Annotated in this window: 16 protein-coding genes; 11 read left to right on the top strand and 5 right to left on the bottom strand. The window is 70.3% G+C overall.

Annotation, left to right across the window (positions count from 1 at the left end; translation table 11 throughout):
- Positions 1-91: 91 nt before the first annotated feature.
- The 3 genes from SLV14N_RS02240 (at position 92) to SLV14N_RS02250 (ending at position 3985) form a co-directional block, all read left to right on the top strand.
- Positions 92-1078, top strand: coding sequence for a class I adenylate-forming enzyme family protein (locus tag SLV14N_RS02240; RefSeq protein WP_263267781.1), 987 nt, complete (start codon positions 92-94; stop codon positions 1076-1078).
- A 487-nt stretch (positions 1079-1565) separates the two neighbouring features.
- A complete protein-coding gene (locus SLV14N_RS02245; protein ID WP_208679476.1) occupies positions 1566-2783 on the top strand; it encodes a cytochrome P450 in 1218 nt (405 codons plus the stop codon).
- Between the two features lie 119 nt (positions 2784-2902).
- A complete protein-coding gene (locus SLV14N_RS02250; protein WP_263267782.1) occupies positions 2903-3985 on the top strand; it encodes a Gfo/Idh/MocA family protein in 1083 nt (360 codons plus the stop codon).
- A 36-nt stretch (positions 3986-4021) separates the two neighbouring features.
- Here SLV14N_RS02250 and SLV14N_RS02255 read toward each other — a convergent pair whose 3' ends face one another.
- Positions 4022-4897, bottom strand: coding sequence for a menaquinone biosynthesis family protein (locus tag SLV14N_RS02255; RefSeq protein ID WP_263267784.1), 876 nt, complete (start codon positions 4895-4897; stop codon positions 4022-4024).
- 367 nt (positions 4898-5264) lie between these two features.
- Between SLV14N_RS02255 and mqnE the strand changes: the two genes are divergently transcribed.
- Together mqnE and SLV14N_RS02265 are read left to right on the top strand one after the other, a co-directional pair.
- Positions 5265-6428 carry an aminofutalosine synthase MqnE gene (gene mqnE / locus SLV14N_RS02260; RefSeq protein ID WP_263267785.1) on the top strand — a complete coding sequence of 388 codons (1164 nt, stop codon included), beginning with the start codon at positions 5265-5267 and terminating at the stop codon, positions 6426-6428.
- Between the two features lie 72 nt (positions 6429-6500).
- Positions 6501-6806 (top strand): ferredoxin, encoded by a 306-nt coding sequence (locus SLV14N_RS02265; protein WP_208679478.1) that lies wholly within the window; start codon positions 6501-6503, stop codon positions 6804-6806.
- A 294-nt stretch (positions 6807-7100) separates the two neighbouring features.
- Here the strand turns inward: SLV14N_RS02265 and mqnC are convergent, their stop codons facing one another.
- From mqnC to SLV14N_RS02285, 4 genes are all read right to left on the bottom strand, one after another.
- A complete protein-coding gene (gene mqnC / locus SLV14N_RS02270) occupies positions 7101-8324 on the bottom strand; it encodes a cyclic dehypoxanthinyl futalosine synthase (protein WP_263267787.1) in 1224 nt (407 codons plus the stop codon).
- 45 nt (positions 8325-8369) lie between these two features.
- Positions 8370-9275, bottom strand: a complete 906-nt coding sequence (locus SLV14N_RS02275; protein ID WP_263267789.1) for a menaquinone biosynthetic enzyme MqnA/MqnD family protein — start codon at positions 9273-9275, stop codon at positions 8370-8372.
- Positions 9276-9322: 47 nt separating this feature from the next.
- Positions 9323-10093, bottom strand: coding sequence for a thioesterase II family protein (locus SLV14N_RS02280; protein ID WP_263267790.1), 771 nt, complete (start codon positions 10091-10093; stop codon positions 9323-9325).
- A 270-nt stretch (positions 10094-10363) separates the two neighbouring features.
- Complete coding sequence (locus SLV14N_RS02285) at positions 10364-11098, bottom strand: VC0807 family protein (RefSeq protein ID WP_263267791.1); 735 nt, start codon at positions 11096-11098, stop codon at positions 10364-10366.
- Positions 11099-11506: 408 nt separating this feature from the next.
- Between SLV14N_RS02285 and SLV14N_RS02290 the strand changes: the two genes are divergently transcribed.
- The 6 genes from SLV14N_RS02290 to SLV14N_RS02315 all read left to right on the top strand — a co-directional run bounded on the left by SLV14N_RS02290 (position 11507) and on the right by SLV14N_RS02315 (position 23886).
- Positions 11507-12739: a class I SAM-dependent methyltransferase gene (locus SLV14N_RS02290; protein ID WP_208679485.1), complete on the top strand. Its 1233-nt coding sequence runs from the start codon at positions 11507-11509 to the stop codon at positions 12737-12739.
- A 300-nt stretch (positions 12740-13039) separates the two neighbouring features.
- Positions 13040-13678 (top strand): dTDP-4-dehydrorhamnose 3,5-epimerase family protein, encoded by a 639-nt coding sequence (locus SLV14N_RS02295; protein WP_263267793.1) that lies wholly within the window; start codon positions 13040-13042, stop codon positions 13676-13678.
- A 13-nt stretch (positions 13679-13691) separates the two neighbouring features.
- On the top strand, positions 13692-14651 hold the full coding sequence (locus tag SLV14N_RS02300) for an NAD(P)-dependent oxidoreductase (protein ID WP_263267794.1): 960 nt from the start codon (positions 13692-13694) through the stop codon (positions 14649-14651).
- Between the two features lie 114 nt (positions 14652-14765).
- On the top strand, positions 14766-15548 hold the full coding sequence (locus SLV14N_RS02305) for an ABC transporter ATP-binding protein (RefSeq protein WP_263267795.1): 783 nt from the start codon (positions 14766-14768) through the stop codon (positions 15546-15548).
- Positions 15549-15678: 130 nt separating this feature from the next.
- Positions 15679-16434 carry an ABC transporter permease gene (locus tag SLV14N_RS02310; protein WP_208687647.1) on the top strand — a complete coding sequence of 252 codons (756 nt, stop codon included), beginning with the start codon at positions 15679-15681 and terminating at the stop codon, positions 16432-16434.
- A gap of 219 nt (positions 16435-16653) precedes the next feature.
- Positions 16654-23886: a type I polyketide synthase gene (locus SLV14N_RS02315; protein WP_263267796.1), complete on the top strand. Its 7233-nt coding sequence runs from the start codon at positions 16654-16656 to the stop codon at positions 23884-23886.
- Positions 23887-23901 lie beyond the last annotated feature (15 nt).

Here is a 23901-nt window from a genome sequence, read left to right on the forward strand (position 1 = left end):
CGCGCTCGCGCCGGCCCGTCCGTTTCCACCGCGGCCGACAGCAGCTCCCCCTCCCGGCCTCTGCTGTGGAGGTATGTGACCGGGTCGGGCCATGACTGCGCACCAGGATTTCCGCGCGGAGGTCACTCGGATGTTCTTCGTGGGGCCGACACGAAAGAGGGACGAAGTGGTCGCTCAACAGACACTGTCCGACGGCAGCAGGGCCGGACACCTGCAGCCGGGGGCGTCCCGGCGGCGCCTTCCGCAGCCCCTGCCGCTCACCCTTGACGACCTGTTCACCAGCACTGCCCGCAGGTTCCCGATGGCCAGAGCCGTCCAGGAAGGGCACCACCACCTGTCCTACGGCGAAGCCGAAAACCGGGCCGCACAGTTGGCGTCGGCGCTGGTACGCGGCGGAGTGCAGTTGGGCGACCCGGTGATCGTCCACTGCGCCGGCCACCGGCAGGCGGTGGTGGCCCAGCTTGCGGTGCTGAAGGCCGGAGGGGTGTGCGTCCCCCTCCCCTCGGCGTTGCGCGGTGCGCGGCTCGACCGGATCACAGAGGTCAGCGGGGCCCGGGTGGTGCTGTGCAGCACCGTGACCCGCCCGCTGTGGAGCTACCGCCTCATGTCCTGGGTACTGGACGACCCGGCCACCTGGAGCAAGATCACCGCCCAGCGGCCGGACCCCTCGCTGCCGCGTTCCGGACACACCGAAGCCGCCTACCTGCTGGTCTCCGATGCGGACCGCCAGGGGGTCAGCGGCTATCTGACCGACCATCGCGCATGGCAGCAGACGCTGTCCGCAAGGATCCGCCGGGTCGGCGGTGCGCACGACGGGGTGATCGTGCACCATCCTCCCGTCCGCACGACGACACTGCCCGCGATGTGGTGGGCGTTCGCCTGCGGAGGCAAAGTCCGTGCCACGGGGCCGTCCTTGCCCTACGGCAGCATTCGCAGCGCAGACGGGGCGTGCCTGGCCGAGGACACTGCGCCGGTGCTGGCTTCCGGCAGGCTCGGACGCTGGAGACACAACGGCACGCTGGAATTCTGCGATCCGTCCACAGTGCCGCCATCCGCCGCACGGCCCCGGAACCCGTAGGTGCGGACGGAGCATGCACGGGAACCGGCCGGCGTCGCCGGAGTGCTCCGGCGGGTCCGGGGGATCGCCCGGCCGACTGGGCCGCCAAGGCACCCTCCCGGCGCCGTTCCACCAGACCGCCCCTGACCGGCAATTCCCTAGAGTTCCCCCACCGGGCTGGCTCCCTCTCACCGGTCCGTGCTGGGCTGTGGCTGTCATCGGGCTCGGGCCACACCGAAAGGGGAGTCGCCATGGCATTCACCACTGCCCTGGGGCGCCGCTCGCACGCCTCGTAGTGCGGACCTGCCCTCGACCGCATGCTCGACCGGCCACCGCCCGCCGTGTGGCACGGCGCCGAGCGTCCCGCTTCCCGCTTCCCGCTTCCCGCACCGGACCGGACCGGACCGAAGTCTTCGGTCTGCGACGGCCGCCCTGTCCGGTGCGGCCCCCGCTGCGCACGGGCTCCGAGCGCGGCGCCCCAGTGGCCACCAACAGCAACGGAGGAGTCATGGTTTACGAGCCGAACGCGCCGGTGATCCCGTACAAACGCACCTGCCCTTTCGATCCGGCAGCCGAATACGCCCGGCTGCGCGAGGAGGACCCGATCAGCCCGGTGACCTTCGAGCTGGCGCCGCGCGAGAAGAACGGCTGGCTGGTCACCCGGCATGATCACATCCGCCAGATCATGACGGACCCGCGCTTCAGCCACCGCAGCGAGCTGCTGGCGCTGGTGCACTCGCCGCCGTTCCCCGTGGAGGACTACTCCCCCGAGCCGTCCGCGCCGGGCAACTTCGTGCGGATGGACGCTCCGGAACACACCCGGTACCGCCGGCTGCTGACCGGCTTCTTCACCGTACGCAAGATCCAGCAGTACGAGCCCACGCTGGCACGGATCATCGACGGTGTACTCGACGAAATGGCCGCGATGGAGCCCCCGGTGGACCTGGTGAAGGTCTTCGCGGAGCAGATCTCCGCCAGGTCCACCTGCTCCATCATGGGGGTGGCGGAGAGCGATCTGGCAGCCCTGGCGGAGCACTTCTCCGTCATCATGGGGATCAACTACACCCTCGACGAGTTCATCCATCACAACTCCGCGCTCAATGCGACGCTGGAGCGGATGATGGCCGAGCGGTTCGCCGGCGATCCGAGTGCTGACCTGCTCGGTCAGCTCATCGCGACCGGGGAGCTCACCGAACAGGAGATGTTCAACATCGCCTGGATCGCCATCGGCGGTGCGCTGGACACCACTCCCAACATGTTCGCGCTGGGCACCTTCGCGCTGCTGGAGCACCCCGAGCAGCTGGCGAAGGTGCGGGAGCGGCCGGAGCTGATGGAGAACACCGTCGAGGAGCTGCTGCGCTATCTGACGATCTCTCACTTCGGGGCGAGCCGGGTGGCGCTGGAGGATGTCGAGATCGACGGCAGGACCATCAAGGCCGGCCAGACGGTGGTGCTGTCGCTGCCGTCGGCCAACCGCGATCCGCGCTACTTCGAGAACGCGGACGCCTTCGACATCGACCGCCCGTCGCGCCGGCATCTGGCCTTCGGCTTCGGGATCCACCAGTGTCTAGGGCAGCACCTCGCGAGGGCCTCGCTGCGCATCGGCTTCCAGAAGCTGTTCGACCGCTTCCCGGACCTGCGACTCGCGATGCCCGCCGAGCAGGTGCCGCTGCGGGAGACCGCGATGCACTACGGCGTGTACGAACTGCCCGTGACCTGGGGCTGATTCCCCGGGCCGGCTGGTCGGGCAGGCCCGCCGTCCCGTGGCCACAGACCGCCCATCGATCACCGGCGTGGCGCAGACCGCCCCGCCTCCGTATCCGAGGAATTCCATTGGATGACTCCGTGACCGCCCAGCGAAGCACTCCCCCACAGCCGCTGTCCGCACATACCGGCCAGGATCCCGGTCGTGAGGCCGTGGACACTGCCGCGGCGAGACCGGTGCGCTTCGGCGCGTTGGGTACCTCGTCCTTCGGATGGCGACGTGTGCTGCCGGCGATGGCGGCCTGCCCGCAGACCGAACTGGTCGCGGTGGGCGGCCGCAGCCCGGAGCGCTCGCGGCGGTTCGCCGACCGGTTCGGCTGCGCCGGCTCCTCCCTGACAGCACTCCTGGAACGCGACGACATCGACGCCGTCTACATCTCCCTGCCGCCGTCACTGCACGGCGAATGGGCGGCCCGGGCGCTGCACGCGGGCAAGCACGTACTGGTCGAGAAGCCGATCGCCACAACGGCCGCCGAGGCCCGTGCCGTGGTGACGCTGGCCGAGGACCGTGACCTGGTGCTGCGGGAGAACTTCATGTTCCTGCACCATCCGCAGCATGACGCGGTCGCGGCCCTGATCGCCGAAGGGCGGCTCGGAGGACTGCGCTCCTTCCGCGGTGCCTTCTGCTTCCCACCGCTGCCCACGGAGGACATCCGGTATGTGCCCGGTCTCGGTGGCGGGGCGCTCCTCGATGCGGGGGTGTATCCGCTGCGGGCGGCCGCGATGCTGCTGGGTCCCGGGCTGCGGGTGGCGGGCGCCACGGCGCGGGTGCGGCAGTCCGACGGGCTCGATCTGTCCGGCCAGGCGCTGCTGGTGTCACCGTCCGGCGTGCTGGCGAGCGTCGAGTTCGGCTTCGAGCACGCCTACGGTTCGTCCTATTCCCTGTGGGGCGAGGCGGCGAAGCTCACGGTGGGCCGGGCGTTCACCCCGCCGGCCGGGTACCAGCCGGTGCTGGTGCTGGAGGAACAGGACCATGTCGAGAAATTCACGCTCCCGCCGGCGGACCAGCTGAACGGGTCGCTCGCCGGGTTCGCCGCTGCCGTGGCCGCCGGTGGCGCTGCGGCCTCGCCCCGGGAGGCCCGGTGGCGGCAGGACGCGGTCGCCACGATGGAACTCGTCGATGCGGTCCGCGCGCAGGCCGTGCCGGTGACCGTCGAGGGGTAGCGGACCGGGCAGGGGCCCCGGTGTGACGCCAGGCCCTTAGCCGGCGCCCGGGAAGTCCAGTGCGCCGGGGGTGACGGCCGGGACGAGGCCCTCGGCGGCGGCCCTGCCGAGCAACTCCCGCACCGCCGCGTATCCGTCCTCGCCGAGGTCGGCGGTGTAGTCGTTCACATACAGCCCGATGTGCTGCTCGATCACGTCCGGGGCCATCTCCTGGGCATGCTCAAGGACATAGGGACGGGATGCCGACGGGTTGTCCCAAGCGAAGCGGACGGAGTCGGCGGCAGCGTGGGCCACCGCCCTCAGCTGTTCCTCTCCGAGGTCCCTTCTGGCGACGATCGCCCCGAGCGGGATCGGCCGGCCGGTGCCGGTCTCCCACTCCTCGCCCATGTCGGCGAGGCGGTGCAGCCCGTATTGCCGGAAGGTGAAGCGGGCCTCGTGGATGACGAGCCCCGCGTCGGCCCGGCCGTCCCGGACCGCGGGCATGATCTCGTCGAAGGGCATCACCACGATGTCCCCCACTCCGCCCGGCACGGCCCGCGCCGCCCACAGGCGGAACAGCAGATACGCGGTCGAGCGCACGCCGGGCACCGCCACGCGCCGCCCCGCCAGCCACTCCGGGCCGGAGCCGGCCGGGCCGTCCTCGGACCGGGTGAGGACCAGTGGCCCGCAGCCATGGCCCAGCGCGCCGCCGCACGGCAGCAGCACATACTCGTCCAGCACATACGGCAGGGCCGCGTAGGAGATCTTGAGCAGATCCGCACCGCCGCGTTCCGCGAGGCCGTTGGTGACGTCGATGTCCGCGAGGGTCACCGCGAGTCCGGGAGCCTCCGGAAGCAACCCGTGTGTCCAGGCGTGGAACGCGAAGGTGTCATTGGGGCACGGTGAGTGCGCGATCGTCAGCCGCTGGGTCATGGGTCCGCTCCGGGGCTCGTTCGGGCTGTCGGCGCGGGGTTCCGGCGCCGTGCCTACCAGCAAACCCGTTGTAGGTATGGGGATTTCCCCATAGTGGCCTCGGCGAGTATGAGAGGGGCCGTCGGCGTTGCCGTGTCGGACTGTCACCCCTGTGCCGGTCCGGCGGGGTGACACGGGCGGCAGACCGGCTCCCGCAGATCCGCGTGCGCCTTCCTTCACCTCGTCCGGCCGGCCCTGCGACGGAGTGGCGAATGTGCAGACGTTGCAGGTCTCCCGGGCGGCTCCCGAAGGAATCCACTGAGGCGATGCCATCAGCGCCTGAGAGCACTTTTCAGCCAGGGTCAAGCACTGAGGAAGGTAGTTGGGGATGGACGCAGGACTCAAGCGTGAGCTGGAGGAGAAGGTCGGTGCGGGAGAGCGGCTGTCCCGCGAGGACGGTATCGCCCTCTACGGGTGCGACGACCTGGCATGGCTGGGCGGGCTGGCTCATGAGGTGCGGACGCGCAAGAACGGCGATGTCGTGCACTTCAACGTCAACCGTCATCTCAACATGACCAATGTGTGCACCGCGTCGTGCGCCTACTGCTCCTTCCAGCGCAAGCCGGGCGAGAAGGACGCGTACACGATGCGCATCGAGGAGGCCGTCCGCCTCGCCAAGGCGATGGAGAACGACAACCTCACCGAACTGCACATCGTCAACGGCCTGCACCCGACCCTGCCGTGGCGCTACTACCCGCGCTCGCTCAGTGAGCTGAAGAAGGCGCTGCCGCACGTCTCCCTCAAGGCCTTCACCGCCACCGAGATCCACCACTTCGAGACCATCTCCGGGCTCTCCGCCTCCGAGATCCTCGACGAGCTGATCGACGCCGGCCTGGAGTCGCTGACCGGCGGCGGCGCCGAGATCTTCGACTGGGAGGTCCGGCAGCACATCGTCGACCACCGCACCCACTGGGAAGACTGGTCGCGCATCCACCGCCTCGCCCACGAAAAGGGCCTCAAGACCCCCTCGACGATGCTCTACGGGCACATCGAGGAGCCCCGCCACCGTGTCGACCACGTGCTGCGGCTGCGTGAGCTCCAGGACGAGACCGGCGGCTTCCAGGTCTTCATCCCGCTGCGCTACCAGCACGACTTCGTGGACATGCAGGACGGCAAGGTCCGCAACAAGCTCCAGGCCCGGACCACCATGGCATCGGGCGCGGAGGCCCTGAAGACCTTCGCGGTCTCCCGCCTCCTCTTCGACAACGTCCCGCACGTCAAGGTCTTCTGGGTCATGCACGGGGTATCCACGGCCCAACTGGCTCTGAACCACGGGGCGGACGATATGGACGGCTCGGTGGTCGAGTACAAGATCACGCACGACGCGGATGACTTCGGCACACCGGACAAGCTGACCCGCGAGGACATTCTCGAACTGATCCGGGACGCCGGCTTCCGCCCCGTCGAGCGCAACACCCGCTACGAGACCATCCGCGAGTACCCGGGCCCGGACCCGGACCGCCGCGAGTCGCCGCAGCCCATGCGGGTCTGAGGCCCGCCGGCCCGAGCGCCCGAAACCACAGACGAAGACCAAGACCAAGACCACGATCGGCAGGCAGGCGGTATGTCCACCAACGCGAACGTGAACGACGACAAACTCGAGGTCTGGATCGACCAGGACCTGTGCACCGGAGACGGCATCTGCGTGGAGTACGTGCCGGAGGTCTTCGAGCTGGACATCGACGGTCTCGCCTATGTGAAGGGTGAGGACGACGAGTTGCGCCAGGAGCCCCGGGCGACCGTGCCGCTGCCCCTGGATCTGATCCGGGATGTCGCGGACTCGGCCAAGGAATGTCCGGGCGAGTGCATTCACGTACGGCGTGTCAAGGACGCGGTGGAGGTCTACGGGCCGGAGGCCGAGTCGGCCTGACCGGGGCCGGCGGGCCCGCAGGACACGCAGGACACGCAGCGAACAGGCTGGTTCCCGGAAGGTGCTTTCGGGAACCGGCCTGTCGGCATGGGTCCGGTCGGCCGGGGTGGGTGGATGGCCCTTCGGCGTGGGCCGCGCCGCCGGAGTGTCCGGTCTGCCGCTCTGACGCGGCGATCCGATGGCATGGGGCGTCCGCCGGCCTGGACACAGCACGGCGGTGACCGGATCAGCCGAGTGATCCGGTCACCGCGTGGGAGGGGGCTACGGGACGAGTGGCGAGGAAAGCTGAGCCGGTCAGCTCGCCCCGATCACCTTCAGCTCGGGATGGCTCCTCGCGTCGTCCGGGCCGTCCAGGGCTGTCGAGGACAAGTGGGAGACGACATGGTCGTCGACCGGGTCGTTGGCCGGGTCGTCGTGCACGACCAGGTGCTGGTAGGTCGTGTCGCGCTGCGCCGGGACCCGTTCGGCCGACCGGATCAGCTGCAGCAGTTCCATACGGTCCGAGCGGTGCTTGGCGCCGGCCGAGGAGACCACGTTCTCCTCTAGCATCACCGAGCCGAGGTCGTCGGCGCCGTAGTGCAGGGAAAGCTGTCCGGCCTCCTTACCTGTGGTCAGCCAGGACCCCTGGATGTGCGGGACGTTGTCCAGGAAGATCCGCGCAATGGCGAGCATGCGCAGATACTCGAAGACCGTCGCCTGGGTCTGGCCCTTCAGGTGGTTGTTCTCCGGCTGGTAGGTGTACGGGATGAAGGCGCGGAAGCCGCCCGTACGGTCCTGGACGTCGCGGATCATGCGGATGTGCTCGATCCGCTCGGCGTTGGTCTCGCCGGTGCCCATCAGCATCGTGGAGGTCGACTCCACACCCAGCTCATGGGCCGCCTCCATGATCTCCAGCCAGCGCTCACCGGACTCCTTCAGCGGAGCGATGGCCTTACGGGGGCGCGCCGGCAGCAGCTCGGCACCGGCGCCCGCGAAGGAGTCGAGGCCGGCGGCGTGGATGCGCTGGATCGCCTCCTCGACGGACACCTTGGAGATCCGGGCCATGTGCTCGACCTCGGAGGCGCCGAGGGAGTGGATGACCAGCTGCGGGAAGGCCTTCTTGATGGCGGAGAAGTGCTCCTCGTAGTACTCGACGCCGTAGTCGGGGTGGTGGCCGCCCTGGAACATGATCTGGGTGCCGCCCAGTTCGACGGTCTCCGCGCAGCGGCGCAGGATGTCGTCGAGGTCGCGCGTCCAGCCCTTGGCGGTGTCCTTGGGCGCGGCGTAGAAGGCACAGAACCTGCAGGCCGTCACGCACACATTGGTGTAGTTGATGTTGCGTTCGATGATGTACGTCGCGATGTGCTCGGTACCGGCGTAGCGACGGCGGCGCACGGCGTCGGCGGCCTTGCCCAGCGCGTGCAGCGGAGCGGAGCGGTAGAGGTCCAGCGCCTCTTCGGGGGTCACCCTGCCGCCCTTGGCGGCACGGTCCAGTACGGACTGGAGGCCACGCTCGGTGGCTTCGGACGGTCGGGGCATGTCGACGGCCTTTCCGGGTGTGCTTCGGGCTTGTTGCTGGTGATGTCACATGCTGATTGCTTCGCTGCCCAGCAGCCGGACGCGGACGTCCGGCGGGAAGCCGGCCAGTCCGCCGCCCACCCTGCGGGCGAATTCCGCGATTCCGGCGAGCTGCCGCTCACCGAGGCTGAAGTCGAGGGCGGTGGTGTAGTAGTGCTCCAGCGTCCGTGCGTCGAACGCCTCCCACCGGGCGGCCTGTTCGCAGACCTCCTTGACCTCGGCGAGGGACAGATCGCGGGACGCCAGCAGGTCGGCGTGTACGCGGTGGACGGTCTCCGGCTCCCTGGCGAGGAAGTCCTTGCGGGCGGCGAAGACGGCGAAGACGAAGGGCAGTCCGGTCAGGTCGCGCCACATCCGCCCCAGGTCGTGCACCTGCAGACCGAGCCGGGGTGCGTCGTGCAGGGAGGCCCGCAGGGCGGCGTCACCGATGACGACGGCCGCTCGTGCCTGCTGCATCATTGCCGCGAGGTCCGGAGGGCAGACGAAGTACTCGGGCCGGACGCCGACCGACTCCGCGAACAGCAACTCGGCGAGGCGGACCGAGGTCCGGCTGGTGGATCCGAGGGCGACGGGTTCGCCGTCCAGCTGGTCCAGCGGGACCTGGCTGACGATCAGGCAGGACTCCACGGGGCCGTCGCTGCCCACGGCGATGTCCGGCAGCGCCACCAGATCATCGGCGTGCTTGAGGAATTCGAGGAGGCTGATCGGCCCGATGTCGAGCGTGCCGGCGACGAGTGCGTCGCTCAGGGCATCCGGGCTGTCCTTCCTCAGGTCCAGGTCGAGCAGACCGCCGCTTCTGGCCAGCCCCCAGAACAGCGGCAGGCAGTTGAGGAAGTCGATATGACCGACCCTGGGCCGTCGCCCGGTGCGCGGTGCGGGCGTGGCCGACGCGGTGAGTAGCGGTTCAGACATGTCTGTCAGGGCTCCAGGGTGGCTCGGTCGGGGCAGCGCGGCGGCCCCTACGCATGGTGGGGGAGAGCCGCAGAGGTGAAGTGGTCGCTGAGCACGGTCATCACCTCTTCCGGCCGGTCGGCCAGGTAGAAGTGCCCGCCGGGAAAGACCCGCACTTCGAAGTCGCCGGTGGTGTGCGCGTCCCAGGACCGGGCTTCGTCGAGGGATGTCTTGGGGTCGTCGTCCCCGACGAGCACGGTGACTGGGCAGCGCACGACGGCCGCGGGCTCGCTCCGGTAGGTCTCGACGGCCTTGTAGTCGCTGCGGAGCGCGGGCAGCACCATCCGCAGCATCTCGTCGTCGTCGAGGACCCGCGAGTCGGTTCCGCTCATCGCCCGCAGCTCGGCGACGATGCCGTCGTCGTCCCGCCGGTGCACCTGCTCATCGCGGTACATGGACGGCGCCCTGCGCCCGGAGGCGAACAGCCGCAGGGGGCCGTCCCCGTGGCGTTCCAGCCGCCGTGCCACCTCGAAGGCCACCAGCGCGCCCATGCTGTGGCCGAAGAAGGTCAACGGCCGGTCGGACCAGGCTCCCAGCGCATCGGCGATCCGGTCCGCCAGGAGGCGGATGTCGTCGATCGCCGGTTCCCGGCGGCGGTCCTGCCGCCCGGGGTACTGCACGGCGATCACGTCCACGCCGGGGCTGAGCGCGGCCGAGACGGGGTGGTAGAAACTCGCGGAACCGCCGGCGTGCGGGAAACACACCAGGCGCCGGCCCGCGTCCGGGGCGGGGTGGAAGCGCCGGCACCACAGGCCATCGTCCGCAGTGGGTGAACTCATCGTTCTGATCCTTTCCGGTGGACCGGTCCGGCCGCGCCACGGCCGGCACCGTCGTCCGAGCGGACCGGGAAACACTTGCTGCCGCCACTATCCAGTGGGCCCGGACCACCAGCACAAGGCCTGTCGGCCCGATGCGGCGGAAGTCTGGGCGTTTCCCCGGTTCTCAGCTGTGGGGGAACCGGACCGGTGGCGCAGCAGAGCGCCCCGGGGCCTGCGCGGTCACGCGGCGCGGTGCGCTGTGACCGGTCACCGGCCGGGCGCCTGCTCCTCTCAGGCCGTCCCGTTGTCCTTCGTCTCCGCGGCTGCCCCTGATCTGGCCGGCTTCCCCTTCCCCCGTCCGGGGAAGAGCAGGCGAAACACACCGGTCCTGTGCAGGATGATGTGCGTGATCACCTGCAGCACGATGTAGGTCACGAAATACAGCACACCGTCGAGCGCCGGCACCGAATCGACGGGCAGGGCGTACGCCATGATCACCCGGAGCGCCGCGTCGACCAGCAGCCCGCATCCCCACAGCACCGTCAGACCGCGCCAGACACGGCGGAATTGCGGATCGGCGTGCCAATACCCTTCCAGCTTCCCCGACTTGCCCGGGAGCAAGCTCTTGAGTGCCCGGTAGGCGAACGGACGGGAGGTGTACAGGGTCGCGAGGATCCACAGCGCGATCAGTCCGGTGAACCAGCCGCCTCTGGCCAAGGCCAGGCGCGGGCTGCCGGAAAGGAGGGAACCCAGCCCGGCGAGCACGAGGATGGCGAGCACGAAGACGCCGACGCTGTCGACCCTGCGCTGTCTGACGATGGAGTATCCGGTGCTGAGTGCCGGCGCGGCGGCGCTGATCAGCAGCGACACCAGTTCGCTGGAGCCCGCGCTGCGCAGTACGTAGTAGAGCCCCACGGGAAGAACGACATCACAGAGCAACGTCAACGCGAACTGCCGGCGGGCCGCGGTCTCCTCCCTCCGATTGCTGTCTTGTGCCAACTCGGTCTCTTCAGGCAGTGCAGCCACCGCTGCTCCTTGAGTCGTCTGTTGCCGCCCGCCCGTGCCGGATCGGGTAGCTCTCCGAGGAGTCCGCGCCTCTGGAGCTCGACCGACCCTGATACCTACCGAGTTGCACAGTCAAGCAACAGCTCGCACGGACCAGCGGACAAGGCGCCCCGTCCCCGCAGTGGCAGCGGCGGCACAGCCGGGGCTGACCAGGGACGCAGCGCTTGCCACCCGGCCCGTCGGCACAGTGGCCCCGGCACGCGGGTTCTGGAGCATTTCCCAGAATTGTGATCCGGAGTCGCGGTGCCCCGGGACGTCGGCATTAAGGTCGCCGGCAGATACCTGGCGGGGCTCACCGCGCCTGGCGTGGGATCACGGCGCCGGTTCCGATCCGGTCCAGCCGATGGTGGAACGCGACCTGGAGAATCCATGATCATCGATGACTGCCGTGTCTGCGGCAACCGCACCCTGCTGCCGGTTCTCGACCTGGGCCCACAGGCTCTCACCGGCACCTTTCCCCGTACCCGGGACGAGGCGGTGCCCACGGTCCCCCTGGAACTGGTCACGTGCTCACCGGACGGCTGCGGCCTCGTCCAGCTCCGCCACACCGCCGACTTCGGGCTGATGTACGGGGACAACTACGGCTACCGCTCCGGCATACGCCCGTTCATGGTCCAGCATCTCCACCACAAGGTCGCGGCGATCACCGACCTGGTCGGCCCCGGTCCCGGCGATCTGGTGGTGGACATCGGCAGCAATGACTCCACGCTGCTGCGCGGCTACCCGACCCCCGGCCCGACACTGGTCGGCATCGACCCGACCGGGCCGAAGTTCCGCGAGTACTACCCGCCGCACGCCGAACTGATCCCCGACTTCTTCTCCCGAGACCAGTTCACCGAACGGTTCGGCTCGCGCCGTGCGAAGGTCGTCACCTCCATCGCGATGTTCTACGACCTGCCGCGGCCGATGGCGTTCATGCAGGACGTGTACGACGTCCTCGACGACGACGGCGTCTGGGTGATGGAGCAGAGCTATCTGCCGGCGATGCTCGAAGGCACCGCCTACGACGTGGTGTGCCATGAGCACCTGGAGTACTACGCGCTGCGGCAGATCGAGTGGATGGCCGAGCGCGTCGGATTCACCGTCCTCAAGGCCGAGCTCACCGAGGTGTACGGCGGCAGCCTCTGTGTGACCCTCGCCAAGCGGCCCGGCCGCTACCCCGTCGACGAGGCGGGGCTGGCTGCCGTCCGCGCCAGGGAGACCGCCCTCGGGCTGGACACCATGGCGCCGTTCGAAGCGTTCGCCAAGCGCGTCCATGACTATCGCGACCGCCTTCGTGACTTCCTCGACGACTCGCGCAAGGCGGGCAAGGTGACCCTCGGGTACGGCGCTTCGACCAAAGGCAATGTCATCCTGCAGTTCTGCGGGCTCACCGAGGACGATCTGCCCTGCATCGGCGAGCCCAACGCGGACAAGTCCGGCTGCTTCACGCCCGGTACGGGGATCCCCATCGTCTCGGAGGAGGAGGCCAAGTCCCGGCGCCCCGACCAACTGCTGGTGCTCCCCTGGATCTACCGGGAAGGCTTCATCGAGCGGGAGAGCGCCTTCCTGGCCGGCGGCGGCAAGCTGGTCTTCCCGCTGCCCGAGCTCTCCGTCGTCTGACCGTGCGGCCGCCGTCAGGCAGGGGTCCTCCGGCTCCGGCACTAGGGAATCTTCCACATGGGTGCGGACCATACTGAGGCAGACACAGCCGGGATCAGCCCGTCCTCCGGTCGGAACACACGGCCGTGCCCTGTACGCGACGAGCTGTGCCTGCCTCCGCAAGCAAGAACTTGTTTCCGAACGTGGTGGGAGCGCGAAAACGTGAGTGACATGAGGCGCACCGAACCGATCCGGCAGCGGCGGCCCGGGACGCGGCCCGCGGCGCTGTCCGCGCACGACGCGGCGGGCAGGTGATCCGTGATGCGTACCCGAAAGCTCGCCGTCGGCGGCGGATTCGAGTTCACCCCCGACATCCACCTCGACCACCGCGGGCTGTTCTTCTCGCCGTTGCAGGACGAGGCGTTCGTCGCGGCGGTCGGCCACCGGTTCCCCGTGGCACAGACCAACCACAGCAGGTCGGCCAAAGGTGTGCTGCGCGGGCTCCACTTCACGGCCACTCCCCCGGGTCAGGTCAAGTACGTCTACTGCGCACGGGGGCAGGCGCTGGACGCCGTCGTGGACATCCGGGTGGGGTCGCCCACCTTCGGCCAGTGGGACCTCGTCACGCTGGACTCGGAGTCCTGCCGGGCCGTGTACATCCCCGACGGGCTCGCCCACGCCTTCCTGGCGCTGGAGGACGACACCGTCATGTCGTACCTCGTGAGCAGTGCTTACCGGGCCGAGCTGGAGCACGCGATCGATCCGTTCGACCCCGCGATCGGGCTGCCCTGGCCGCACAATGTGGAGTACCGCCTGTCCGGGCGGGACACCAGCGCGCCCAGTCTGGCGGAGGCCGAGGCCCAGGGCCTGCTCCCGAGGTACGCCGACTGTCTGCCGACCGGGCCGGCCGCCGAACCGGCGGTGTGCCCCGACCAGTCGGGGGTCGCGCTCCGTGACTGATGAGGAAAACACCGTGGCACCCCTGATGCCGCCCCCTGGTTCCTTCCGTGTCGCAGTGCTGGGGGCCACCGGGTGTATGGGCCGGCACATCTGTGCCGCCTTCACGGCCGAGGGGAGCGAAGTCATCGCGATCGCCCGGCGGTATGCGCCGCGTATCGCTGCCCACCGGTTCCGATCCCTCGATGTCGCGGGCAGCACGAGCGAGGAGCTCGCCCGGGTGCTGGCCGAGGAGAACATCGACGTAGTGGTCAATGCCACCCTCGGCTGGGGGGACGAACTGCACTACACCAACGTGCAGTTGGTGGAACGGCTGATCGGCGCGCTGTCGCTGCTGCAGTTCCCTCCGCGGCTGGTCCACCTGGGCACCATCCACGAGTACGGCCCGGTCCCCTTCGGCACGTCGATACACGAGGGTGTCACGCCGGATCCGGCGAATCCCTACGGCACGACGAAGCTCACCGCCTCGCAGATGGTCCTCGACGCCGTCCGGAACGGCACACTCGACGGCGTGGTTCTGCGGGTGGCCAACACTCTTGGGCCGCACCCCGCGCTGGAGAGCTTCTTCGGTTCCCTGGCGGTCCGGCTCCGCGGTGTCGACGTGGCCGCGGGCATCGAGTTGACCATCGCCGATGCCCAGCGAGACTACGTCGATGTCCGGGACGCCGCGGACGCCGTGGTCAGGGCGGCCCGGATCACACGCGCCGACCCACTGGTCAACATCGGCTGCGGCCAGGCGATGGGCGTACGGAAGCTGGTGGACGAGCTCGTCACGGCCGCCGGGTTGCCGGCGGAGACGGTCCGTGAGCAGCGGGGTGAGGTACACAGCAGGGGTGCCGACTGGGTCCGGGTCGACATCTCCCGCGCGGCCCGACTCCTCGGCTGGCACCCCCGGTTCACCATCGGGGAGTCGATGCGGGCCATGTGGGACACCGTGACCGCGGATCAGTCGCTCCCGGCCCGGAACGCCGACTGACCCCGGAGCCCGCGCCGCTTCCGGTGACCCCGTCGGGATACGGCCGCGGCCGGGGGATCACAGGGGTGCGCGGGGCACCGGACGAGACACACATCCGCTAGGCAGGAGGCCGCCATGACGACTCCGATCATCAACGCCAAGGGGCTCGCCCGCACCTTCACGACCAAGAAGGGTCCGGTCGAGGCGGTGCGCGGCATCGACCTCACCGTGTCCGCAGGCGAGATCCTCGGCTTTCTCGGCCCCAACGGCGCCGGCAAGACCACCACGATGCGCATGCTCACCACGTTGCTGCCCCCCACCGGGGGGAGTGCCACCGTCGCCGGGCACGATCTGGCCGGCGACCCGGGCGGGGTGCGCAGGCGCATCGGCTATGTCGCCCAGGCGAGTGGGGTCGACCCGGCCATCAGTGTGCGGGAGGAACTGGTCACCCAGGGCCGGCTGTACAGACTCGGCAAGACCGAGGCCAAGGACCGTGCCCGGGAACTCGCCGAGGATCTCGATCTTGCCGATCTCCTCGACCGGCCCACCCGGTCACTCTCCGGTGGCCAGCGCCGCCGCCTCGACATCGCTCTGGGCCTGACCCACCGGCCCACGCTGCTGTTCCTCGACGAGCCGACGACCGGGCTCGACCCCGGAAGCCGCTCCGACGTATGGGATCTGGTGCAGCGCATCCGTACCGAGGGCACCACGGTCTTCCTGACCACGCACTATCTCGACGAGGCGGACGTCCTCTCCGACCGGCTCGTCATCGTCGACGGCGGCCGGGTCGCCGCCGAGGGCACCCCGCAGGATCTGAAACTGCGTTACACGGGCTCGGAGGCGGCCAGCCTCCGCGAAGCCTTCCTCGCCATCACGGGCCACCACCCCCTCGCTCCCGACGTCCCGGTCGCTGTCTGACCGCCCGCTCCCCACGGAGGCTGACGTGTCGCACCCGTCCCCCACCACGTCCTCGGTGAGGACGGCATCCGAGTCCACGGAGGTAACGTCCCGACGCCACGCGGCCAGGACGAGAAAGAGGACTTCCGGCCTGGCCGGCCTCGCCGCCGACACCCGCCTGATCTTCGGGCGCTATCTGCGGGAGACGATGCGCGCCAAGATCAGCCTGGTGGTGGGCGTCCTCATGCCACTGCTCATGCTGTTCTTCTTCGGTCCACTGCTGACGCAGATACCGCTCGGTACCGGCGGTGACGCCTGGCAGACGCTGGTGCCGGGACTTCTGGTGCAACTCGGCTTGTTCAGCGCGGCCTTCGCCGGCTTCAGCATTCTGATCGAGAAGCAGAACGGTGTGATCGAGCGGATGCAGGTCACCCCGGTCAGCCGGCTGGCGCTGCTGATGGGGCGGGTGCTGTGCGATGTGGTGAAGTTGCTCGCCCAGTCACTGCTCCTGGTGCTCGCGGGCGTGACGATGGGGCTGCGCGCCCCGGTGCTCGGTGTCCTCATCGCCTTTCTGTTCGTCGCCGTCCTCACGGTGGCGCTGGCTTCGCTGTCCTATGCGCTGGCCATGCGGCTGGAGTCCCCCGAAGGGTTCGCTCCCGTGATCAACACCGTCAACCTGCCGGTCATGCTGCTCTCCGGCATCCTGCTGCCGATGGCGCTCGCACCCCGATGGCTGGACGTGATCTCGCGGTTCGTGCCGCTGCGCTACCTGGTGGAAGCAGTCCGGGCCGCATTCCTCGGCCAGTACGGCAGCACCGCGATGATCCGCGGCGCCCTGATGGCGGCGGCACTCGCCGCGGTCTCGGTCTTCCTCGGCGCACGGGTGTTCCGCAAGACCGGTGCTTAGGGCTGGACGTGGCTGACGCCGGTCCGCACCGCGCACCGCCTCCGTGGGTATCGCGAGGGATTCCCCTAGAGGGGATCTGGTCATACTGGCCCCCCGCCGGCAGGTTTCCGCACTTTCGGGTGCACAGGCCCGAGCGGCGATCGCAGCGCCTGGAGCGGCTCCGCCTGGTTGTCAGCGGTGCCGCGTCTCCGTTCCCCATGTGATTGGAATCCGAGAAGCGTGAGTGACACGTTGCGCAATGAGCTGATCCGGCCGCTGCATGAGCTGCTTTCACGCAACGCCCGTCGTTTTCCGGAGAAGACCGCGTTCCGGGACGCACACCGGTCGGTGACCTACCGGGACCTGGAAGAGCGCACGCGCAAACTGGCCGGACACCTCGCGGACCTGGGAGTGGCACGCGGCGACCGGGTGCTGCTGCGGATGGGCAACCGCGTGGAGATGGTGGAGAGTTACGCGGCCGTGGCCCGGGCCGGTGCCGTCGGCGTACCGCTCGATCCGCAGTCGACGGATGCCGAGTTCGCCCATCATCTCGACGACAGCGGGGCCGTCCTGGTCATCAGCGGTGCCGCCCAGGCGGAGCAGGTGCTCAAAGTCACCGGGCTGACGGCGTCGGCCGGTACCGTCGTGGTGGTCGGAGCGGCCCCCGAAGTGCCGGACGGAGCAGTGCGGTTCGAGACGCTCGCGCTCACCGAGCCGGAGAGCGCGGCGCGCGACGACCTCGGCCTGGACGAGCCGGCCTGGATGCTCTACACCTCGGGCACCACGGGGCGTCCCAAGGGTGTGGTGTCGACGCAGCAGGCCTCGCTGTGGGCCACGGAGTCCTGCACCGTGCCCCTGTTCGGCCTGGGCCCGGAGGACCGGGTGCTGTGGCCGATGCCGTTGTTCCACGCCGTGTCCCACAGCGTCGGATTCCTGGGCGTGCTGGCCGTCGGCGCCACGGCACACTTCATGGTGGGCGCGGCGGCCGACGAGATCCTGCGGGCAGCACAGGAGGACCGGTCCACCTTCCTGGTGGCCGTGCCGACCCTGTTCCACCGCATGCTGGAGGTCGGGCGGGAGAAAGGTGCCGAACTCCCGTACCTGCGATTCTGTTTGGCGGCCGGTTCGGCCTGCCCGGCCGGTCTGCACGAGGCCTTCGAGGACACCTTCGGCATCCGTCTGCTCGACAGCTACGGAAGCACCGAGACCGGCGGTGCGATCACCACGCACGTCCCGGGCGGCCCCAAGGTGCCGGGCTCCTGCGGGCAGCCGGTGCCCGGACTCACCGTGCGGCTGACGGATCCCCGGACCGGCGCGGAGGTCGCCGCGGGCGAAGAGGGCGAGGTGTGGGTCAGCAGCCCGGCGCTCATGCTCGGCTACCACAACCAGCCGGAGGAGACCCGGGCGGTGCTCTCCGGCGACTGGTACCGCACCGGAGACCTCGCTCGCCAGGACTCGGCGGGCTTCCTCACCCTCACCGGCCGGGTCAGGGAACTCATCATCCGAGGCGGCGAGAACATCCATCCGCGGGAGATCGAAGAGGTCCTGACGCGGGTGCCCGGAGTGCACGACGCCGCGGTGGCCGGTCGGCCGCACGACGTGCTCGGCGAAGTGCCCGTCGCTTATGTCGTCCCGGGGCCCGAAGGCATCGACGCGGGGCCGCTCCTGGAGGCTTGCCGACGGGAGCTGTCCTATTTCAAGGTGCCCGACGAGTTCCGCAGCGTCGCCGAGATCCCCCGCAACGCGGCGGGAAAGATCGTCCGTCGGCGCCTGGCGGAACGTCCCGGCGCCCTGCTCAGCGTCCGTCCCCCGGTCGGTCTCCGTCCGGACCCGCCCTCTTCCACGGACGGCATCAGCGCGCCGGAGGGCTCCGCCACGGCGCTCGCCCCCGCGGACGACGGAGCCCCGGTCGGCGGCCGGGGGCTGCTCGACCTCGTGCGCTCCGCCGTCACCGAGGTCCTCGGGCTCGGCTCCGCCCAGGAGGTGGCGGCGGACCGGCCGCTGCACGAGCTCGGTTTCACCTCGCTGGCCGCGGTGGCCCTGCGCGACCGGCTGTCCGCCGCCACCGGTCGGCAGCTGTCGGCCGCGATCGCCTACGACTATCCGACGGCGACCGCCCTGGCCTCCTATCTTGAGGGCGAACTGCTGAACACCGCGCCACCGGCCGACGACACCGCGCATGTCGGGCCCGCCGCTCCGGATGAGCCCGTGGCCATCGTCGCGATGGGCTGCCGCTATCCCGGAGGCGTCACCTCGCCGCAGGAGCTGTGGGACCTGGTGGCCTCGGAGACCGACGCCGTGACCGGCTTCCCCTCCGACCGGGGCTGGGACCTGGACGCGCTGTACGACCCGGACCCCGACAAGCCCGGTACCTCCTACGCGCGGGAGGGCGCGTTCCTGGACGAGGCAGGCCGGTTCGACGCGGCGTTCTTCGGGATCTCTCCGAGGGAGGCGCCGGCGATGGACCCGCAGCAGCGGCTGCTGCTGGAGACGGCCTGGGAGACCTTCGAACGCGCGGGCGTCGAGCCGACGTCCCTGAAGGGCAGCACGACCGGTGTGTTCGTCGGGGCGCTGGCGCAGGAGTACGGCTCCACCCTGCTGCACGAGGCGCCGGAGGGCCTGGACGGCGTGCTGTTGACGGGCAACGCGCTCAGCGTGGTCTCGGGCCGGTTGTCCTACTTCCTGGGACTGCAGGGTCCCGCAATTACGGTGGACACGGCGTGCTCGTCCTCCCTGGTCGCCCTGCACCTTGCGGCGCAGTCGCTGCGGCAGGGTGAGTGCACCCTGGCACTGGCCGGCGGTGTGACCGTCATCGCGACTCCGGGTACCTTCACCGCGTTCAGCACGCAGCGCGCCATGGCCCCCGACGGCCGGTGCAAGCCGTTCGCCGCGGCGGCGGACGGCACCGGCTGGGGCGAGGGCGTGGGGTTGATGCTGCTGGAGCGGTTGTCCGACGCACGGCGCAACGGGCACCCGGTGCTGGCGGTCATCCGCGGTTCCGCGGTCAATCAGGACGGCGCCTCCAACGGTCTGACCGCCCCGAACGGCCTTGCCCAGCAGCGCGTCATCCGCGCCGCCCTGGCCCACGCCGGTCTGTCGGCCACCGACGTCGACGCGGTCGAGGCGCACGGGACGGGGACGACGCTGGGTGACCCGATCGAGGCCCGGGCCCTGCTGGCGACGTACGGCCAGGACCGGCCGGAGGACCGGCCACTGTGGCTGGGTTCGGTGAAGTCGAACATCGGACACACCCAGGCCGCGGCCGGGGCGGCCGGAGTGATCAAGATGGTGCAGGCCATGCGCCACGGCGTCCTCCCCCGCACCCTCCACGTCGACGAGCCGTCCCCCCACGTCGACTGGACCACCGGCGCCGTGGAACTGCTCACCGAGCAGGGGCCCTGGCCGGATGCGCACGGACGCCGCCGGGCCGGGGTGTCCGCCTTCGGCATCAGCGGGACCAATGCCCATCTGGTGCTGGAGGAGGCGCCGGACGGGCCCGCGGCGGTGCCGGACGGTGCGGACACGGACGACGGCACGCTGCCGCTGGACGGGGGTGGTGGCGATACCGGTGTCCTGCCCCTGGTCCTGTCAGCCCGCGATCAACAAGCACTGCACGCACAAGGCGAACGCCTGGCCACCTTCCTCGAACAACACCCCCGGACCCCCCTCCCGCACCTCACCCGCACCCTCGCCTCCCGAACCGTCTTCGACCACCGCGCAGCCATCATCGGCACCACCCACACCGAACTGGCCACCGCCCTACGCGCCCTCCCCGAGACACCGACCCTCACCGGGCCCGCCCTCACCCACACCGGCCCCGCCCTCACCGACCCCGTCTTCGTCTTCCCCGGACAGGGCTCCCAATGGCAAGGCATGGCCACCGACCTCCTCGCCACCAACGACACCTTCGCCCACCACCTCCACACCTGCGAACAAGCCCTCACCCCCTACACCAACTGGTCACTCACCGGCGTCCTCCACAGCGCACCCGAGCAGCCCACCCTCGACCGCGTCGATGTCGTCCAACCCGCCCTCTGGGCCGTCATGGTCGCCCTCGCCGCCACCTGGCGAACCCTCGGCATCCGGCCCGCCGCAGTCCTCGGCCACTCCCAAGGCGAAATCGCCGCCGCCACCGTCGCCGGCGCACTCACCCTCCACGACGCCGCCCGCATCACCGCGCTCCGCTCCCAACTCCTCACCACGCTCGCCGGAAACGGCGCCATGACCTCCCTGGCCACCGACCCCGACACCGCCCACAAGCTCATCAACACCCTCCACCTCGACGCCCACATCGCTGCCGTCAACAGCCCCACCCACACCGTCATCTCCGGCACACCCCACGCCCTCGACCAACTCCAACACCACTGCGACCAACACCGCATCCGCGCCCGCCGCATCCCCGTCGACTACGCCTCCCACTCACCCCAAATGGAGCAACTCCACGACAAACTCCTCCACGACCTCGCACCCATCACCCCACACCCCGCCACCATCCCCTACTACTCCTCCCTCACCGGCACCCACCTCCAAGGCACCGAGCTCGACGCCGAGTACTGGTACCAAAACCTCCGCCACACCGTCGACTTCCACACCGCCGCCAAAACCCTCCTCGCCGACAACCACCACACCTTCCTCGAAATCAGCCCCCACCCCGTCCTCACCCTCCCCCTCCAACAAACACTCCAACAAAACCTCCCCCACACCACCCCACACGCCGTCCTCCCCACCCTCCACCGCAACCACGCCACCCACCACGACCTGCTCACCGCCACCGCCACCGCCTACACCCACGGCATCCCCCTCCACGCCCCCACCACGGCCCCGCCCCACCCCGACCTCCCCACCTACCCCTTCCAAGGCCACCACCACTGGCTGAAGGCGGCCCCCGGGGGGCCCCGCGGTGACTCGGGCATCGGCGCAGTGCGCGCGGAGCACCCGCTTCTGCGGGCAGCCGTCGAACTCCCCGACTCTGACACGGTGTTGTTCACGGGACGGCTCTCGACGGCTGCGTACGGCTGGCTCGCCCGGTGCGACGTCGGCGGTGCCCCGCTGGCGCCCGATCCGGTGCTGGTCGAACTGGCCGTCAGGGCCGGTGACCAGGTGGGCTTCGGGAAGCTGGCGGAGCTGATGGTGCAGAGCCCCCTGGTGCTGCCGGAGTCCGGGGCCGTCCAGCTCCGGGTCACGGTCGGTGAGCCCGGGGAGACGGGGAGGCGTCCGGTGTCCGTGCACTCACGGCGGGGCGACGACGGCGTCGGACGGCCGTGGACGTGCCATGCGACGGGATCGCTGGCCGAGGAGGGTTCGGCACCCTGTTGGGACCTGGCGGCGTGGCCCCCTGCCGAGGCCGAAGAAGTGCCGTACGGCCAGGAAGCGGCGGACGGCCGTGGTGACTTCGCGTCGGTCACGCACGCCGTGTGGCGACGCGGTGACGAGCTCTTCGCGGAGGTCGCCCTGCCCGAGCGGCTGCGGCCGGAGGCAGCGGAGTTCGGACTGCACCCGGTCCTGGCCGACGCGGCGCTGGAGCCACTGCGGATCGACGGCGTGCTGCAAGAGCCCGCGGGGCCGTGGCGGACAGGGGCCTGGCAGGGCGTTTCCCTGCATGCCTCCGGCGCCTGTGTACTGCGGGTGCACATCAGCCCGCTCCCCGACGGCTCCTTCTCGGTACGGGCGGCGGATGCCACCGGAGCTCCGGTGCTGACGGTGGAGTCCCTGACACCGCGGGCGGTTTCCCGCAGCGGAGTCCGGACGGCGGGCGCCGCCCAGCAGGACGGGCTGTTCGGCGTGGAGTGGACCGACAGGGACCTCGCGTCGGTAGCCGGCGAGGTGCCCGCGAAGTGGGCGGTCGTCGGCGAGGACGCACTGGGGGTGCGCTCGGGGCTGATGTCGGCGGGCCAGTACGCCGAGGCATATCCCGATCCCGAGGCGCTGGCCGCGGCCGTCGGCGACTCCTCCGGTGCGCCCGAGGTGGTGGTGGTGACCTGCGCGTCCGACGCGTCCGTGGAGCGGACCGGTGCGGAGCTCGCGGGCGCCGTCCACGACACCACGCGCCGGGCGCTGGAGTGGGCACGGTCCTGGGTGACGACGCCCGCGTTCGACCGGTCCCGGCTGGTGTTCCTCACCCGGGGTGCGGTGCCCGCCTGGGACGGCGGCGGGGTGAGCGGTCGGCTCGACCTCACGGCCGCCGCGGTGTGGGGACTGGTGCGCTCGGCGCAGACCGAATTCCCCGGCCGCTTCCTGCTGGTGGATACGGACGGCGGCAAGCCGGCCTGGCGTGCGCTGCTGAAGGCCGTGGGTTCCGGCGAGCCGCAATGGGCCCTGCGCAAGCGAGCGGTACGGGTGCCGCGACTGGTCCGCCGCTCCCCCGGGAGCGATGTCGGTGCGACGGTGCTTCCCGATGGCGTCGAGGGCACGGTGCTGGTCACCGGCGGTACCGGCATGCTGGGAACCGCGGTCGCCCGTCACCTGGTCGTGGAACACGGCGTACGGAACTTGCTGCTGATGAGCCGGCAGGGTCCCGGCGCGCCGGGCGCGGCCGAACTCCAGGAGGAGCTGGCCGCGTTGGGCGCCCGGGTGAGCATGGCCGACTGTGATGTGACGGATCATCAGGCATTGGGGGAACTGCTGGCGGGTCTCCCGGCCGACCGCCCGCTCCGGGCCGTGGTGCACACCGCCGGCATGCTCGACGACGGTGTCCTTCCGTCCCTGACGCCCGACCGGCTGAGCGCGGTGCTTCGGCCCAAGGTGGACGCGGTGCTCGCGCTGCGGGAGGCGACGCGGGACGCGGACCTGTCGGCGTTCGTCATGTTCTCGTCGGTCGCGGGCGTCTTCGGCGGCGCGGCACAGGGCAACTACGCGGCGGCCAACGCCTTTCTCGACACGTTCGCCTACGAGGCACGCTCCCAGGGAGTCCCCGCGACGTCGATCGCCTGGGGCATCTGGGGTGGTCGCGACCTGGTCACCGCGGGCACGGCACGACTGGCACTGCCGGGAGTGGGGGAACTCCCCCCGGCGCACGGCCTCCAGCTGTTCGACGCGGCGCGCGGGCTGGGGCACGGGCTCACCATCGCGGCCCGGCTGGACTTCGGTGTGCTGCACGAGCGGGCCAGGGCCGGGGAGGCACCTGCGCTGCTCCGTTCCCTGCTGCCGGCCCCGGCCCGCCGGGCGGCGCAGGACACCCCGGCGCAGGCATCGGAATTGCGGCACCTGCTGGCTTCGATGACCGCCGCGGAACGCGACACGACGCTGACCGATCTCGTGCGGGAGCAGATCGCCGCCGTGTTGGGGCACTCGTCCGCGGACTCGGTGACCGCGACGGCGGAACTGAACGGGCTCGGCTTCGACTCCCTGACCTCACTCACGCTCCGCAACGCCCTGAACCGCGCCACCAAGCTCACCCTGCCGCCCGGCGTGGCCTTCGAGTTCACAACACCCGTCGAACTGGCCCAGCACATCAAGGAACAGCTGCTCGCCTGAGCCCGGCACCGGTGC

The organism is Streptomyces sp. Je 1-4 4N24 (genome assembly GCF_026239515.1).
GTDB lineage: Bacteria > Actinomycetota > Actinomycetes > Streptomycetales > Streptomycetaceae > Streptomyces > Streptomyces nigrescens.

Bases quoted from the DNA above. Each gene is read 5' to 3' on its own strand.
- SLV14N_RS02245 (WP_208679476.1), top strand. From the start codon at position 1,566: ATGGTTTACGAGCCGAACGCGCCGGTGATCCCGTACAAACGCACCTGC.
- SLV14N_RS02265 (WP_208679478.1), top strand. From the start codon at position 6,501: ATGTCCACCAACGCGAACGTGAACGACGACAAACTCGAGGTCTGGATC.
- SLV14N_RS02280 (WP_263267790.1), bottom strand. From the start codon at position 10,093: ATGAGTTCACCCACTGCGGACGATGGCCTGTGGTGCCGGCGCTTCCAC.
- SLV14N_RS02305 (WP_263267795.1), top strand. From the start codon at position 14,766: ATGACGACTCCGATCATCAACGCCAAGGGGCTCGCCCGCACCTTCACG.
- mqnC (WP_263267787.1), bottom strand. From the start codon at position 8,324: ATGCCCCGACCGTCCGAAGCCACCGAGCGTGGCCTCCAGTCCGTACTG.
- SLV14N_RS02275 (WP_263267789.1), bottom strand. From the start codon at position 9,275: ATGTCTGAACCGCTACTCACCGCGTCGGCCACGCCCGCACCGCGCACC.
- SLV14N_RS02255 (WP_263267784.1), bottom strand. From the start codon at position 4,897: ATGACCCAGCGGCTGACGATCGCGCACTCACCGTGCCCCAATGACACC.
- SLV14N_RS02240 (WP_263267781.1), top strand. From the start codon at position 92: ATGACTGCGCACCAGGATTTCCGCGCGGAGGTCACTCGGATGTTCTTC.
- SLV14N_RS02290 (WP_208679485.1), top strand. From the start codon at position 11,507: ATGATCATCGATGACTGCCGTGTCTGCGGCAACCGCACCCTGCTGCCG.
- SLV14N_RS02295 (WP_263267793.1), top strand. From the start codon at position 13,040: ATGCGTACCCGAAAGCTCGCCGTCGGCGGCGGATTCGAGTTCACCCCC.
- mqnE (WP_263267785.1), top strand. From the start codon at position 5,265: ATGGACGCAGGACTCAAGCGTGAGCTGGAGGAGAAGGTCGGTGCGGGA.